This window comes from Streptomyces sp. HUAS MS02 (assembly GCF_055702265.1).
The window spans coordinates 7,512,142-7,526,943 of the sequence record NZ_CM146747.1 but is presented as its reverse complement, the minus strand read 5'-3'; the positions used below and the strand labels follow the sequence as shown (position 1 = coordinate 7,526,943).

Annotated in this window: 11 protein-coding genes and 1 pseudogene; 7 read left to right on the top strand and 5 right to left on the bottom strand. The window is 71.1% G+C overall.

What is annotated here, in order from left to right:
- From ACZ9QC_RS32355 to ACZ9QC_RS32340, 4 genes are all read right to left on the bottom strand, one after another.
- A complete protein-coding gene (locus ACZ9QC_RS32355) occupies positions 1–774 on the bottom strand; it encodes a nucleotidyltransferase (protein ID WP_472916337.1) in 774 nt (257 codons plus the stop codon).
- Positions 775–819: 45 nt separating this feature from the next.
- Positions 820–1,926, bottom strand: a complete 1,107-nt coding sequence (locus ACZ9QC_RS32350; protein ID WP_472916336.1) for an amidohydrolase family protein — start codon at positions 1,924–1,926, stop codon at positions 820–822.
- 57 nt (positions 1,927–1,983) lie between these two features.
- Positions 1,984–2,346, bottom strand: a complete 363-nt coding sequence (locus tag ACZ9QC_RS32345; RefSeq protein WP_472916335.1) for a hypothetical protein — start codon at positions 2,344–2,346, stop codon at positions 1,984–1,986.
- A 147-nt stretch (positions 2,347–2,493) separates the two neighbouring features.
- Entirely contained in the window at positions 2,494–3,450 is a 957-nt protein-coding gene (locus ACZ9QC_RS32340; RefSeq protein WP_472916334.1) for a heme o synthase, read from the bottom strand.
- Between the two features lie 373 nt (positions 3,451–3,823).
- Between ACZ9QC_RS32340 and tkt the strand changes: the two genes are divergently transcribed.
- The 5 genes and pseudogenes from tkt (at position 3,824) to pgl (ending at position 10,738) form a co-directional block, all read left to right on the top strand.
- Positions 3,824–5,911 carry a transketolase gene (tkt, locus tag ACZ9QC_RS32335; RefSeq protein WP_472916333.1) on the top strand — a complete coding sequence of 696 codons (2,088 nt, stop codon included), beginning with the start codon at positions 3,824–3,826 and terminating at the stop codon, positions 5,909–5,911.
- Positions 5,912–5,944: 33 nt separating this feature from the next.
- Positions 5,945–7,063 (top strand): transaldolase, encoded by a 1,119-nt coding sequence (gene tal, locus ACZ9QC_RS32330; RefSeq protein ID WP_472916332.1) that lies wholly within the window; start codon positions 5,945–5,947, stop codon positions 7,061–7,063.
- On the top strand, positions 7,060–8,592 hold the full coding sequence (gene zwf, locus ACZ9QC_RS32325) for a glucose-6-phosphate dehydrogenase (RefSeq protein ID WP_472921874.1): 1,533 nt from the start codon (positions 7,060–7,062) through the stop codon (positions 8,590–8,592). Before tal ends, zwf begins: the two co-directional genes overlap by 4 nt.
- Positions 8,589–9,548, top strand: a pseudogene (gene opcA / locus ACZ9QC_RS32320) (glucose-6-phosphate dehydrogenase assembly protein OpcA); the annotation flags it as partial. The gene zwf and the pseudogene opcA, both read left to right, overlap by 4 nt.
- Before the next feature lie 407 nt (positions 9,549–9,955).
- Positions 9,956–10,738: a 6-phosphogluconolactonase gene (gene pgl / locus ACZ9QC_RS32315; RefSeq protein ID WP_472916331.1), complete on the top strand. Its 783-nt coding sequence runs from the start codon at positions 9,956–9,958 to the stop codon at positions 10,736–10,738.
- A gap of 180 nt (positions 10,739–10,918) precedes the next feature.
- Here the strand turns inward: pgl and ACZ9QC_RS32310 are convergent, their stop codons facing one another.
- Positions 10,919–12,301, bottom strand: coding sequence for an MFS transporter (locus tag ACZ9QC_RS32310; protein ID WP_472916330.1), 1,383 nt, complete (start codon positions 12,299–12,301; stop codon positions 10,919–10,921).
- 451 nt (positions 12,302–12,752) lie between these two features.
- Here ACZ9QC_RS32310 and ACZ9QC_RS32305 point away from each other — a divergent pair, with 451 nt between their 5' ends.
- Positions 12,753–13,604, top strand: a complete 852-nt coding sequence (locus tag ACZ9QC_RS32305; protein ID WP_472916329.1) for a 2-amino-3,7-dideoxy-D-threo-hept-6-ulosonate synthase — start codon at positions 12,753–12,755, stop codon at positions 13,602–13,604.
- Positions 13,601–14,800 (top strand): 3-dehydroquinate synthase II family protein, encoded by a 1,200-nt coding sequence (locus ACZ9QC_RS32300; RefSeq protein ID WP_472916328.1) that lies wholly within the window; start codon positions 13,601–13,603, stop codon positions 14,798–14,800. The genes ACZ9QC_RS32305 and ACZ9QC_RS32300 overlap by 4 nt, the downstream gene beginning before the upstream one ends.
- Positions 14,801–14,802: the final 2 nt, after the last annotated feature.

The window sequence follows — 14,802 nt, the reverse complement described above, 5'->3', positions numbered from 1 at the left end:
TCAGCCGTACGCGGCCACGAGGTCGTCGATCGCGGGTCCGAGGAAGAGCCGGGTCAGCTCGGCCCGGTGGGGCACCTGCTCGCCCGGTCCGCCGTAGCGGCGCCGCCGGACGTCCTCGACCACCTCGGCGGGTGCGCCCAGCGTGGGCAGCAGGTCCAGGGCCTCCCGCTTGGAGATCAGACGGCCCTCGCGCAGGGTGGCCGTGGCGCGGGCGAAGGTGAGCAGGCCGAGGTCGACCCAGACGTCCCGCTCCCACAGAGGGGCCCTGTCCACGGCCGGGCGCCAGAACTCCTTCTGGTCGCGGACGACGAAGGCGTCCAGCTCGATGTCGGAGACGGGCGGCAGCAGGGCCTTGGGCGCCTCGCCGTGCAGGACGAGGCCGAAGGTGTGCAGTTCACGCCGGGTGACGGGGGTGACCGTCCGCCGGAACAGCTGTTCGTGCGCCCAGGTGAGGTGTCTGCGCTCGGCGTCGGACGCCGTGGCGGGCGTCAGATAGGTGCAGTGCAGCAGGGCGGCGAGGCGCTCGTGGCGCAGCCGGGCGTGCAGCCGGCCGACCCGCCAGGCGGTGCGGGCGGTGACCGGGCCGTCCAGGACGGCGATCAGGTCCAGGTCGCTGCGGCCCTCCCGGTAGTCGCCGCCGCCGAGCGAGCCGTGGGCCCAGACGGCGAGCGGGGCGAGCGCGCGGAGTTCGTCGAGGAAGTGCCCGAGCAGAGCCGCGGTGTCGGTGTCGGTGACCTGGCCGGGTAAGCCGGCGGTCGCGTCGCTGCGTGTCATGCGCCCAGTCTGTACAGCCGGTGGGGGCTCCGTACACCCGACGGCTCACTCCAGCCCGTACACCCGTCGGGCGTTGTCGGCGGCGATCAGTCCCGCCACGCGCTGGGCGTCCGTGAGCGCCCAGGCGCCCTCCGCCACCCACGTCCCCAGCACCCGTGCCAGCGCCTCGCGGAACAGCCGGGCCCCGACCACGTGCAGTTCTGGCAGGCCGTGGGCGCCGCTGGAGAAGAGGAGCTTGCCGAAGGGGGCGAGTTCCAGGACCTCGGCGAGCACGGCGGTGGCCCGTGCGCCGGTGCGGACCAGTTCGGCGCCCAGGTCGGCGTAGACGTGCGGGAAGACGGCGGCGAGGTGGGCGGCGTGGCGGTGGTACGGGTAGCCGTGCAGCAGGATCAGGTCGGTGCCGAGGCCCGCCGTGGCGCGGGCGAAGTCGGTGAGCAGGACGGGGTCGGTGGCGTCGATCCGCAGGCCCGGTTCGCCGAGGCCCGCGTGGAGCTGGAGGGGGCGGCCCGAGGCGACGGCGATCCACAGCAGGTGGCGCAGGAGGACGGGGTCGGTGAGCGATCCGCCGACCGGCCGGTGGGCCAGCCAGCGTCCCACCGCGCCGCGCACCTCGCCGGGCCCGGGCGGCTCGGGCGCGAGCGCCAGGCCGTGCCGCACACCCGCGACCGACGCGAAGGCGACGGCGTTCACAGCGGCCGCGTGCACGGACTCGGCGAGATTGGCCAGGAACGACTCGACGGTGCCGGAGGTGTCGGCGACCTGTTCGGCGAGGAGTTCGAGTCGGACGATCTCGTGTGCGTCAGCGTCCGCGGTGGAGGCCATCTCGCGGGGGCCGGTGAGGTCGCCCGGCAGGCCCGTGTCGACGAGGTAGGTGGTGACCCCGCTGCCGCGCAGGAGTCTGCGGCCGGCTTCCAGGACGCCCAGCTCGCGGCGCCGGGCGAGATAGCGGGCCGGTGGGCAGTGCGGTTCGAGGCCCAGCAGGGGCGGGCACCAGCGGCGGACGGCGAAGCCCGTCTGGGTGTCGAAGAAGGTGGTGCCGGGGGCCGGTGGGCCCTCGCTGCGGGCGAGGTGGGCCTCGAAGGTGCCGAGGCCCAGCTCCGTGCGCAGTACGCCGTGGCAGTACTGGTCCACGAGGGACGGCGTGTCGATCATCGGGCTCCCCGAGGCTGGACCTGTGAACTCCCACAGGTCCTAACGGGTGAGCCGGGCTCAGGTGTTGCTGTTGCTGGGGCCGCCGACCTGGATTCCGGCCATGCGCGACCACTCGTACGGGCCGGTGCGCACCTTGGCGGCGAACTCGCCGTCGAAGTTTTCGTGGACGGTGACGCCGGCCTTGGCGACGGCCGCCTCGGCGATCGCGTACGTCGGGGCCACGAGGTCGCCCCAGCCGCCGTCCTCGCCGACCAGGACGACGCGTGCGCCGAGCTGGCCAATGTGGGCGACCTGGGCCTCGGCGCCTCCGTGGGCCTTGGCGAAGGCGCCGATCTGCTGCGCGAGCTTGGCCGCCTTACGGTCCGCCTTCGCGGCGGCCTTGGCGTCCTTGGCCTCGTCTGCCTGCTTGGTGTCTGACATGGTCAGGATGCTACCGAGGGGTAGGGCGGGCGGCGATGGTGGGGTGAGTGGGCTTTGCCACTCGCCGTTGTGGGTTGCGGCGAGTGGGCGCGTTCGGGTGCGTCGTGGTTGCTCGCGCAGTTCCCCGCGCCCCTTCAGGGCGAGGCCTCAGCGCAGGAAGGGGTCCACCGCCACCGCCACGAACAGCAGGGAGACGTACGTGATCGACCAGTGGAAGAGGCGCATTTCCTTCAGCTTGGCGCCGGTCGCGCCGTTCTTCGCGCGGGTCTGGAGGGCGTGCGCCTCCCAGAGCCACCAGCCGCCGGTGACCAGGGCGACCGCGGTGTAGAACCAGCCGGTGTAGCCGAGGGGGGTGAGCAGGAGGGAGACCGCGACCATCACCCAGCTGTAGAGGACGATCTGGCGGGCCACGACCTTGTTGGAGGCGATGACCGGGAGCATGGGGACGCCGACACGGGCGTAGTCGTCCTTCACCTTCATGGAGAGGGGCCAGTAGTGCGGCGGGGTCCAGAAGAAGATGACGAGGAAGAGGATGACCGCGGCCCACGACATCGAGTTCGTCACCGCGGACCAGCCGATGAGGACCGGCATGCAGCCGGCGATGCCGCCCCAGACGATGTTCTGCGACGTACGCCGTTTGAGGATCATCGTGTAGACGACGACGTAGAAGAGGAGCGCCCCGAGCGACAGCCACGCGGACAGCCAGTTGACGAGGACGCCGAACCAGACCGTGGAGACGACCGCGAGGGTGATGCCGAAGACCAGGCCCTCACGCGGGGTGACGAGGCCGGTGACCAGCGGACGCTGGGAGGTGCGCTCCATGAGGGCGTCGATGTCGCGGTCGATGTACATGTTGAGCGCGTTGGCGCCGCCCGCCGAGAGGTAGCCGCCGACACAGGTGGCGAGCACCAGCCAGAGGTCCGGGACACCCTGCTCCGCCAGGAACATCACCGGAACGGTGGTGATCAGCAGCAGTTCGATGATCCGCGGCTTCGTCAGCGCCACGAACGCCTTGACGCGGGCCCCGATCGGCCGCTGACCCCGGCTGCTGCTCGTGTTGCTCGCGCCCAGCACTCCCGGTGGACGGGATTCGACGGCCGTCACGCACACCCCTGACAGAGACTCCCAGCAAGCCTTGGGATGTGAACTCCCCGTGACGGCTCGCGCGTACCACGCCACTGTAGACGTTGCCCAGAGCCAGCCTTTCAAGGGGGTGGGGTCGTGTTGGGAGGCGGCCTCCGGCGAGCCGAACACACTTCGGTTGAGCAGTCGGATGAGCGGCTCCGTATTCAGATGTCGAACAACGGAACCCCCAGGTCTCACCATGCGGAACACGGGTCGGGAGGCGGACCGGACCCAGTCCCGGCAGTCTGGAATGACTCGAAAAAATGCGCGTTCCCACGGGGGTAGGCTCGACAACGGCCGGTGCCGTGAAGAACACCGGCACGAGACATGTGGAGAGGAGCCCTGACCCAGGGTGAGCACCAAGCCGACCACTACAGACCTCGCGTGGACCGAATTGGACCAGCGGGCCGTCGACACCGCCCGGATCCTGGCCGCCGACGCCGTCCAGAAGGTCGGCAACGGCCATCCGGGCACGGCGATGAGCCTCGCGCCCGCCGCGTACACCCTCTTCCAGAAGGTGATGCGCCACGACCCCGCCGACCCCGACTGGGTGGGCCGTGACCGGTTCGTCCTGTCCGCCGGCCACTCCTCGCTGACCCTCTACATCCAGCTGTACCTGGGCGGCTTCGGCCTGGAGCTGGCTGATCTGGAGGCCTTCCGGACCTGGGGCTCGAAGACCCCGGGCCACCCCGAGTACGGGCACACCAAGGGCGTCGAGACGACGACCGGACCGCTCGGCCAGGGTGTCGCCAACGCCGTGGGCATGGCGATGGCCGCCCGCTACGAGCGCGGTCTGTTCGACCCGGAGGCCGCCGTCGGCGAGTCTCCGTTCGACCACCATGTCTTCGTGATCGCCGGTGACGGCTGCCTCCAGGAGGGCATCTCCGCCGAGGCCTCCTCGCTCGCGGGTCACCAGAAGCTCGGCAACCTCGTGCTGCTGTGGGACGACAACCACATCTCCATCGAGGGCGACACCGAGACGGCCGTGTCCGAGGACACGGTCAAGCGGTACGAGGCGTACGGCTGGCACGTGCAGCGCGTCGAGCCGCAGGCGAACGGCGACCTCGACCCGGCCGCGCTGTACGCGGCGATCGAGGCCGCGAAGGCCGTCACCGACAGGCCGTCGTTCATCGCGATGCGTTCGATCATCGCCTGGCCCGCCCCGAACGCGCAGAACACCGAGGCCGCGCACGGCTCGGCGCTCGGCGCGGACGAGGTCGCCGCCACCAAGCGGATCCTCGGCTTCGACCCGGAGAAGGACTTCGAGGTCGCCGACGAGGTCATCGCGCACACGCGTGCCCTGGGCGAGCGCGGCCGTGACGCCCGTGCCGTCTGGGAGAAGCAGCTGCAGGAGTGGCGGGACGGCAACGCCGAGCGCGCCGCGGAGTTCGACCGGATCAGCGCGGGCGAGCTGCCCGAGGGCTGGGAGTCGCATCTGCCGGAGTTCGAGACCGGCAAGGGCGTCGCGACGCGTGCCGCGTCCGGCAAGGTCCTCCAGGCGCTGGGCGCGGTGATCCCCGAGCTGTGGGGCGGCTCCGCCGACCTCGCGGGGTCGAACAACACCACGATCGACAAGACGAGTTCGTTCCTGCCGGCGGACAACCCGCTGCCGGAGGCGGACCCGTACGGCCGGACGATCCACTTCGGCATCCGTGAGCACGCCATGGCCGCGGAGATGAACGGCATCGCGCTGCACGGCAACACCCGTATCTTCGGCGGCACGTTCCTCGTGTTCTCCGACTACATGCGCAACGCGGTGCGGCTGTCCGCGCTGATGCACCTGCCGGTGACGTACGTGTGGACGCACGACTCCATCGGTCTGGGCGAGGACGGTCCGACGCACCAGCCGGTCGAGCACCTGGCCGCGCTGCGGGCGATCCCGGGCCTGAACGTGGTCCGCCCGGCCGACGCCAACGAGACCGCGATCGCCTGGCGCGAGATCCTCAAGCGGTACACCAAGGAGTTCGGCAAGGGCGCCCCGCACGGTCTGGCGCTGACCCGTCAGGGCGTGCCGACGTACGAGGCCAACGAGGGCGCCGCCAAGGGTGGTTACGTGCTCTTCGAGGCGTCGAACGGTGCGCCGGAGGTGCTGCTCATCGCCACCGGTTCCGAGGTGCACGTGGCCGTCGAGGCCCGCGAGCGGCTGGAGGCCGACGGGGTGCCCACCCGCGTCGTGTCCATGCCGTCCGTGGAGTGGTTCGAGGAGCAGGACCAGGGGTACCGGGACAGCGTTCTGCCGCCGTCCGTCAAGGCGCGTGTCGCGGTCGAGGCCGGGATCGGGCTGACCTGGCACCGGTACGTCGGGGACGCCGGCCGCATCGTTTCGCTGGAGCACTTCGGCGCTTCGGCCGACGGCAAGGTCCTCTTCCGCGAGTTCGGCTTCACTGCCGAGAACGTGGCAGCGGTCGCGCAGGAATCCCTCGCCGCCGCTCAGCGCTGACGCTTACACACGACACGTAGGAGATGTAATTCCATGACAGACGCACTCAAGCGCCTCTCCGAGGAAGGCGTGGCGATCTGGCTGGACGACCTGTCGCGCAAGCGCATCACGTCCGGCAACCTCGCCGAGCTGCTCGACCAGCAGCACGTCGTGGGCGTCACCACCAACCCGTCGATCTTCCAGAAGGCGATCAGCAGCGGTGACGGCTACGAGCAGCAGGTCTCCGACCTCGCCGCCCGCAAGGTCACCGTCGAAGAGGCCATCCGCATGATCACGACGGCGGACGTCCGTGACGCCGCCGACATCCTGCGCCCGGTCTTCGACGCGACCGGCGGCCAGGACGGCCGGGTCTCCATCGAGGTCGACCCGCGCCTGGCGCACAACACCAAGGCGACGGTCGCCGAGGCCAAGCAGCTGGCGTGGCTGGTGGACCGTCCGAACACCCTGATCAAGATCCCCGCGACGAAGGCGGGCCTGCCCGCGATCACCGAGACCATCGGTCTCGGCATCAGCGTCAACGTCACGCTGATCTTCTCGCTGGAGCGCTACCGCGCGGTCATGGACGCCTACCTGGCCGGTCTGGAGAAGGCCAAGGAGCGCGGCCTGGACCTGTCGAAGATCCACTCGGTGGCGTCGTTCTTCGTGTCCCGGGTGGACACCGAGATCGACAAGCGCCTCGACGCGCTCGGCACCGACGAGGCCAAGGCCGCGCGCGGCAAGGCCGGCGTCGCCAACGCCCGACTCGCCTACCAGGCGTACGAGGAGGTCTTCTCGGACGGCCGCTGGGCGGCCCTGGAGAGCGCGGGCGCCAACAAGCAGCGTCCGCTGTGGGCCTCGACCGGCGTCAAGGACCCGGCGTACAAGAGCACGCTGTACGTCGACGAGCTGGTCGCGCCGAACACGGTGAACACCATGCCGGAGGCCACGCTGGAGGCCACCGCGGCGAGCGGTGAGATCCGCGGCAACACGATCGCGGGTACGTACGAGCAGTCGCGTGCCGAGCTGGACGCGGTCGAGAAGCTCGGGATCTCGTACGACGAGGTCGTGCAGCTGCTGGAGGACGAGGGCGTCGAGAAGTTCGAGGCGTCCTGGAACGACCTGCTCAAGTCGACCGAGGCGGAGCTGCAGCGCCTCGCACCCTCGGAGGGCTGAACACCTTGTCGAGCAGCAATCCGCTGCGTGACGCCGCGGACCGACGGCTCCCGCGTATCGCGGGGCCGTCGGGCCTGGTCATCTTCGGCGTCACAGGCGATTTGTCACGTAAAAAGCTGATGCCTGCCGTGTACGACCTCGCCAACCGCGGACTGCTGCCGCCGGGCTTCTCGCTCGTCGGCTTCGCGCGCCGGGAATGGGCTCACGAGGACTTCGCGCAGGAGGTGCACGACGCGGTCAAGGAGCACGCTCGGACGCCCTTTCGCGAGGAGGTCTGGCAGCAGCTCATCCAGGGCATGCGGTTCGTCCAGGGCACCTTCGACGACGACGAGTCCTTCGAGCGCCTGCGCGACACCATCGAGGAACTGGACAAGGCCCAGGGCACCGGGGGCAACTTCGCCTTCTACCTCTCCGTTCCGCCGTCCGCGTTCCCGGTCGTCATCCAGCAGCTGAAGAAGCACGGGCTGGCGGACCAGTCGGGCGGGTCCTGGCGGCGCGCGGTCATCGAGAAGCCGTTCGGCCACGACCTGGCGTCCGCCGAGGACCTCAACGCGACCGTGGCGGAGGTCTTCGCCCCGGACCAGGTCTTCCGCATCGACCACTACCTGGGCAAGGAGACCGTCCAGAACATCCTGGCGCTGCGCTTCGCCAACACGATGTTCGAGCCGATCTGGAACCGGTCCTTCGTCGACCATGTGCAGATCACGATGGCCGAGGACATCGGCATCGGCGGCCGTGCGGGCTACTACGACGGCATCGGCGCGGCCCGTGACGTCATCCAGAACCACCTGCTGCAGCTGATGGCGCTGACCGCGATGGAGGAGCCCGCCTCCTTCGACGCGGACGCGCTCGCCGCCGAGAAGACCAAGGTGCTGGGCGCGGTGCGGCTGCCGAAGGACCTGGGCCGGGACACCGTGTTCGCGCAGTACGCGGCCGGCTGGCAGGGCGGCGAGAAGGTCATCGGCTACCTCGAAGAGGACGGCATCGACCGCAAGTCGAAGACCGACACCTACGCGGCGATCAAGGTCGAGGTCGACAACCGCCGCTGGGCGGGCGTCCCCTTCTACCTGCGCACCGGCAAGCGGCTGGGCCGTCGGGTCACCGAGATCGCGGTGGTCTTCCAGCGCGCCCCGCACTCCCCCTTCGACTCCACCGCCACCGAGGAGCTGGGCCAGAACGCGATCGTCATCCGCGTCCAGCCGGACGAGGGTGTCACGGTCCGCTTCGGTTCGAAGGTGCCGGGCACCTCGATGGAGATCCGGGACGTGTCGATGGACTTCGCCTACGGCGAGTCCTTCACGGAGTCCTCGCCCGAGGCGTACGAGCGTCTGATCCTCGACGTCCTCCTGGGCGACTCGAACCTCTTCCCGCGCACCGAGGAGGTCGAGCTGTCCTGGAAGATCCTCGACCCGATCGAGGAGTACTGGGACAAGCACGGCAGGCCCGCGCAGTACCAGGCGGGCACCTGGGGTCCCGTCGAGGCGGACGAGATGCTCGAGCGAGACGGACGGAGCTGGCGCCGGCCATGAAGACAGACCTCACGGACACCACGGCCAGCAAGATCAACAAGGCGCTGGTGAAAGCCCGCCGGGCGATAGGCACCCCGGCGGTCGGCATGGTGCTGACGCTGGTCATCGTGACGGACGAGGAGAACGCGTACGACGCGCTCAAGTCCGCCAACGACGCCTCCCGCGAGCACCCCTCGCGCACGATCGTGGTGATCAAGCGCGTCTCCCGCTCGCCGCGCGACCGTACGAAGTCCCGGCTCGACGCCGAGGTACGGGTGGGCGCGGACGCCGGCACCGGTGACACGGTCGTGCTGCGGCTCTACGGCGAGGTCGCGGACCACGCCCAGTCGGTCGTGCTCCCGCTGCTGCTGCCGGACGCGCCGGTCGTCGTCTGGTGGCCGGTCAACGCGCCGCTCGACCCGGCCCGCGACCCGCTGGGCGCGCTCGGCCAGCGCCGGGTCACCGACAGCTACGCCGCGGAGAAGCCGATCGACGAGCTGCGGGCCCGCGCGGAGAACTACGAGCCCGGCGACACGGACCTGGCCTGGACCCGGATCACCCCCTGGCGCTCCATGCTGGCCGCCGCGCTCGACCAGGTGGACTGCGAGGTCATCTCCGCGGAGGTGCAGGGCGAGCAGTACAACCCGAGCGTGGAACTGCTGGCCATGTGGCTGGCGGACCGGCTCCATGTGCACGTACGGCGTGGGGTGTCGGCCGGGCCCGGCCTCAACGAGGTGCGGATGCTGACCAGCACCGGCCCCATCCGGCTCTACCGGCCGAACGGCGGGCTGGCGCTGCTCACGCTGGAGGGCCAGCCGGACCGGGCCGTGGCGCTGAAGCGCCGCGAGACCTCCGAGCTGCTGGCGGAGGAGCTGCGCAGGCTCGACCCCGACGACACGTACGCGTCGGCCCTGCGGTTCGGGGTGGACCGGCTGGGCGGCGGGCTGAGCACTGCGCCGGGCAGCGCGTCGTCGGCGGCGACCGCGGCGGGATCCGTGGGCTCAGGGTCCGCGGGTGCCGGGGCCACGGCTGGGGGCGCTGCCTCCGGTGGGGTGGCGCGTGGTGCCGCTGGCGGGACTGCCTCTGTGAGCACGGCTTCCGAGGGTGCCGGGGCGCAGGGTTCCGGGTCGGTGGCCTCGGCCGGCCGGCCCGGGGATGTCTCGGCGTCCGTCCCGGGTGCCGTCTCCGGCTCGGGTCCCGGGCTGGGTGCGGCCGTCGCGTCGGCCGCTTCCGCGGCGCGGGCTGCCGCGGCGCTGCCGCCGGCCGCTCCGTCGTCCACCCCTTCGGGGACGGAGGGATCGACCGGGTCCGCCGGTGACGGTGACGGTGACTCCGAACGGCCCACTCCGGCGCAGATGCCACCCGTGAAGAAGGCGACCACGTCATGAGCACCCCGCAGTTGGTCGTGCACCGCGACAAGGAGCTGATGGCGCAGGCCGCGGCGGCCCGGCTGATCACCAAGGTCGTCGACGCGCAGGCCTCGCGCGGCTACGCCTCGGTCGTCCTCACGGGTGGCCGCAACGGCAACGGCCTGCTCGCCGCGCTGGCGGCGGCGCCCGCCCGGGACGCGATCGACTGGGGCCGGCTGGACCTGTGGTGGGGCGACGAGCGGTTCCTGCCCGAGGGCGACGCCGAGCGCAATGTCACCCAGGCCCGTCAGGCGCTGCTGGACTCGGTGCCGCTGGACCCCAAGCGGGTGCACGCCATGCCGGCTTCGGACGGGCCGTGGGGTGCCGATGTGGACGCGGCGGCCTCGGCGTACGCCGAGGAGCTGGCGCGGGCGGCGGGGCCGGAGAACCACGGGTCGGTGCCGACGTTCGACGTGCTGATGCTGGGGGTCGGGCCGGACACCCATGTGGCCTCGCTCTTCCCCGAGCTGCCCGCCGTGCGGGAGACCGAGCGGACGGTGGTGGGGGTGCGCGGAGCGCCGAAGCCGCCGCCGACGCGGGTCACGCTGACGCTGCCGGCGATCCGGGCGGCGCGTGAGGTGTGGTTGCTCGCGGCCGGGGAGGACAAGGCCGGGGCGGCGGCGATCGCGCTGTCCGGAGCCGGGGAGATCCAGGCGCCGGCGGCCGGGGCGAGCGGGAGGGCACGGACGCTGTGGCTGCTCGACGCGGCGGCGGCGTCCCGCCTGCCACGCTCGCTGTATCCGCCGGCCTCGCCGTAAGGGGTCGGCTCTCGCCCCCGCCGCCCCCTACCCGTTCCCATCTCCAGGGGCTGCGCCCCTTCGGCCCCGCTCGCGTGTGGTTCGTCCGCGGGTCCGGTGGGGCTTCTCGCGCGGTTCCCCGCGCCCCTGACAGGGGCGCGGGGAACCGCGCGAACGGGGTCCGGGGCGGAGCCGCGAGTCTCAGGAGGTGAAGTCGTCCTCACGGGTTTCCGGCAGCGCCACCACGCACACCAGACTGACCAGGCACAGCCCACCCGAGTAGAACCCCAGCACCAACGGCGACGACCACTGACTGTTCAGCCACGTCGCCACGAGCGGAGCGAACCCGCCCCCGAGCGTGTTGGCCAGGATGAACGCCGCCGACGCCCCGGTGTAGCGCAGCCATGCCGGGAACAGCTCCGCCAGGAACGCCGCCATCGGCGAGAACATCAGGGCGAGCAGCCCGAGACCCACCGTGTACGCACCGGTGATCAAGAACGCGTTGCCCGTGCTGAGCGACCCGTACATCGGCACGGCCCACACGACGGACCCGGCCGCGCCCGCCAGCATCAGCGGACGGCGCCCGACCTGGTCGGCCAGCCGGGCGACGGGCAGGGTGATCGCGATCCCCGCCGCCGCCCCCACACTCGCCGCGGTGAGCATCGTGTTCTGCGGGATGCCGAGCGACTTCGGCCCGTAGGACAGGCTGTAGACGATCGTCAGGTAGTAGACGGCGGACCCGCCGATCGCCGCGCCGGTGCCGAGCAGCAGCCGCCCGGGGTGGCGCGTGACGAGCGTGCCGAGCGGGAAGCGTGACACCGGTGCCGCCGGGGACCCCGACGACCCCGCGGACGTTCCCGCCGAGGACCGTCCCTGGAAGACCGGCGACTCCGACACCGTCGAGCGCACCCACAGCCCGACCACCACGAGCACCGCGCTGAGCAGGAACGGCACCCGCCAGGCCCAGTCGGCGAAGCCGTCGCGGCCCACGATGTTCAGGGTCGGGAGGATGACGGCGCTGGAGAGCAGGAACCCGAGGGAGGGGCCGACGTTCGGGACGGCGGCGTACAGGGCCCGCCGGCCGGGCGGGGCGTGCTCGGCGGCCAGCAGGACCGCGCCGCCCCACTCGCCGCCCATGCTGACGCCCTGCAGCAGACGGAGGGTCACCAGGAGGACGGGGGCGAGGAGTCCGGCGGTCTCGTAGGTCGGGAGCAGGCCGACGCCGACCGTCGCGACGCCCATGAGCAGGAGGGAGGCGACCAGGGCGCGCCGTCGGCCCAGCCGGTCGCCGATCGTGCCGAACAGCACGACGCCGAGGGGGCGGGACAGGAAGGCCGCGGCGAAGGTGAGGAACGCGGCGAGGGTGGAGACGGTCGGGTTGCCGGAGGGGAAGAACGCGGGGCCGAGGACGAGCGCGGAGGCCGTGCCGTAGACGGCGAAGTCGTAGTACTCGATGGTCGTGCCGATGAGACTCGCGGCGGCGACCCGGGACGGCTTGCTCGACCCGGCCGACGGGGAGGCGGGTAAGGCGGCGGGGCTGGGGGCCGCGGCCTCGGCGACGGTCCTGGACGGGGATTCGGGCATGGGGGCTCACTTCCGGTACGCCCGGAGACGAATGGTCCGGGCCCAGATGGGGGACGGCCACGCATGAAACACGAACCGGAGTGCGGCTGTCACCCTAGGCCGGGAAATTCGAATCCCACAAGGAACCCCGGGAAAGAACGCCCGCCGACTTCGTCGAATTCTTTCGAAGGCGGAATACGCGTCGATTACACGGGACAACGCCCATTTAAACTTGTGATCCCGCTATGCGTGCTGACAGATCGTCAAAATACGTCACGAACAGCACCCTTGGGGCCCGTCAAGCCCGTAACTCCTGTCAGATCACTGTCAATATTCATGCGGAAGGACGCATAAAAATTTGCCGACGGTCACGCCTTGCCAACGGCCGATCACGCAGGGAATGCTGTCGCCCGGCAGAACTTGAAAGTTCTACGACCATCGTTTTTCGGACATGGAGCGGAAGGCTTTTCCCATGCTGAAAAGTGGCAAGCCATTACGTTGGAGAAGACTTTCCCTGGCCGGCGACGACCGGCATTTGCTGATACCGCTCGACCACAGTGTCTCGGACGGTCCGGTCGCTCCTGCGGGTCAGTGGGAAGAGCTGTTGAAGGCCCTGGTGGCCGGCGGCGCCGACGGGATCGTCGTCCACAAAGGGCGGGCCCGCACCCTCGACCCCGCCCTCCTCAGGGACTGCGCGCTGGTGGTGCATCTGAGCGCCAGCACGGCCTGCTCCGCCGACGTCGACGCCAAGGTGCTGGTCGGCGACGTGGAGGAGGCGGTGGCCCTCGGCGCCGACGCGGTCAGCGTCCATGTGAACATCGGCTCGGACACCGAGGGGCGTCAGCTCGCGGACCTGGGCGCGGTGGCCCGATCCTGCGACACCTGGGGCATGCCGCTGATCGCGATGGTCTACCCCCGGGGTCCCCGGATCGAGAATCCGCACGATCCCGCGCTCCTCGCGCACATCGTGAACGTCGCCGCCGACCTGGGCGCCGACATGGTGAAGACCTCGGTGGCCCTGCCGCTCGACCGGATGGCCGAGGTGGTGGCCCACAGCCCCATCCCCGTTCTCGCCGCCGGCGGCCCGCCCGACGGCTCCGACCTCATCGAGTACGGCACCGCCGTGATGGCCGCCGGCTGCCGCGGTCTGGCCGTCGGCCGCCGCGTCTTCTCCTCCGCCTCCCCCGCCTCCCTGGTGTCCCGGCTCGCCGCCGTGGTGCACGGGGAGGGGCACGGCGACACGGACCCTATGGATGGCATGAGCATGGCACATACAGGCACGACCCCTTCCCCCTACTCGACGATCGTGGCAGGTGTCGCATGAGGTTCGCGTGGATCGATCTCCGTGAAGTCCCCCGTCCGCAGCTCCAGGCGGTGGTGGACGCGGCCGTCCACGCCCGGATGGCGGGGGTGGTCTCCGCCGACGCCGAGCTGCTGGGGACGCTGCCGCCGACGGTGACCCGGGTGCTGGCGGGCGGAGCCCCGGCCGCCGTTCCCGCGAAGAAGCCCGCCGACAAGGGCGACAGGGGCGACAAGGAGGCGAAGGCCGCGGCCGACGCCAAGTCCGCGGACAAGACCCCCGCCGGCGCCGGAGTCGACCTCCTGCTGCGGAAGTTCACCGTCCAGGACGAGCTGGACGCCCTCGCCGCGGAGAACCGGGGCGCGAGCGGCACCCCGGTCGCCGGCTTCGTCGACGTACGGGACGACCGCACCCTCCAGCTGTCGTGCGTGGGCGCGATGGCACTGCCGTACACGGTGATCCACTTCGCCGATCCGACGAAGATCCCGTTGGAGATCGTGCTCGCGGCGGCCGAGTCGGCCGAGGGGAAGCTGGTGACCGTCGTCGGGGACCTGGAGGAGGCGGCCATCGTCTTCGACGTCCTCGAACGCGGTTCGGACGGCATCCTGTTCACCCCCCGGAGCGCGGACGACGTGTTCGCGCTGGCCCGGCTGCTGGAGGCGACCACCCCGCAGCTGGAGCTGTCCACGCTCACCGTCGAGAGCATCCGGCACGTCGGGCTCGGCGACCGGGTCTGCGTCGACACCTGCTCGCACTTCGAGGAGGACGAGGGCATCCTGGTCGGCTCGTACTCCTCCGGGTTCGTGCTCTGCTGCAGCGAGACCCACCCGCTGCCGTACATGCCGACCCGGCCCTTCCGGGTCAACGCCGGTGCCCTGCACTCGTACACGCTGGGTCCCGACAACCGCACCAACTACCTCAGCGAGGTCGGTTCCGGCAGCGCCCTGCTGGCGGTCGGCGCCGACGGCCGCACCCGGCGCGTGGTGGTCGGGCGGGCCAAGCTGGAGTCCCGGCCGCTGCTGGAGATCCGCACCCACGCGGAGGACGGGCGGCTGGTGAGCCTCACCGTGCAGGACGACTGGCATGTCCGGGTCCTCGGGCCGGGCGGCAAGGTCCTCAACGTCACCGAGCTGCGGACCGGCGACGAGCTGCTCGGGTATCTGGCCCAGGACAAGCGCCATGTGGGCCTGCCCATCGGCGAGTTCTGCAAGGAGGTCTGAGA

Bases quoted from the DNA above. Each gene is read 5' to 3' on its own strand.
- ACZ9QC_RS32345 (WP_472916335.1), bottom strand. From the start codon at position 2,346: ATGTCAGACACCAAGCAGGCAGACGAGGCCAAGGACGCCAAGGCCGCC.
- tal (WP_472916332.1), top strand. From the start codon at position 5,945: ATGACAGACGCACTCAAGCGCCTCTCCGAGGAAGGCGTGGCGATCTGG.
- ACZ9QC_RS32355 (WP_472916337.1), bottom strand. From the start codon at position 774: ATGACACGCAGCGACGCGACCGCCGGCTTACCCGGCCAGGTCACCGAC.
- pgl (WP_472916331.1), top strand. From the start codon at position 9,956: ATGAGCACCCCGCAGTTGGTCGTGCACCGCGACAAGGAGCTGATGGCG.
- ACZ9QC_RS32310 (WP_472916330.1), bottom strand. From the start codon at position 12,301: ATGCCCGAATCCCCGTCCAGGACCGTCGCCGAGGCCGCGGCCCCCAGC.
- ACZ9QC_RS32305 (WP_472916329.1), top strand. From the start codon at position 12,753: ATGCTGAAAAGTGGCAAGCCATTACGTTGGAGAAGACTTTCCCTGGCC.
- ACZ9QC_RS32350 (WP_472916336.1), bottom strand. From the start codon at position 1,926: ATGATCGACACGCCGTCCCTCGTGGACCAGTACTGCCACGGCGTACTG.
- ACZ9QC_RS32300 (WP_472916328.1), top strand. From the start codon at position 13,601: ATGAGGTTCGCGTGGATCGATCTCCGTGAAGTCCCCCGTCCGCAGCTC.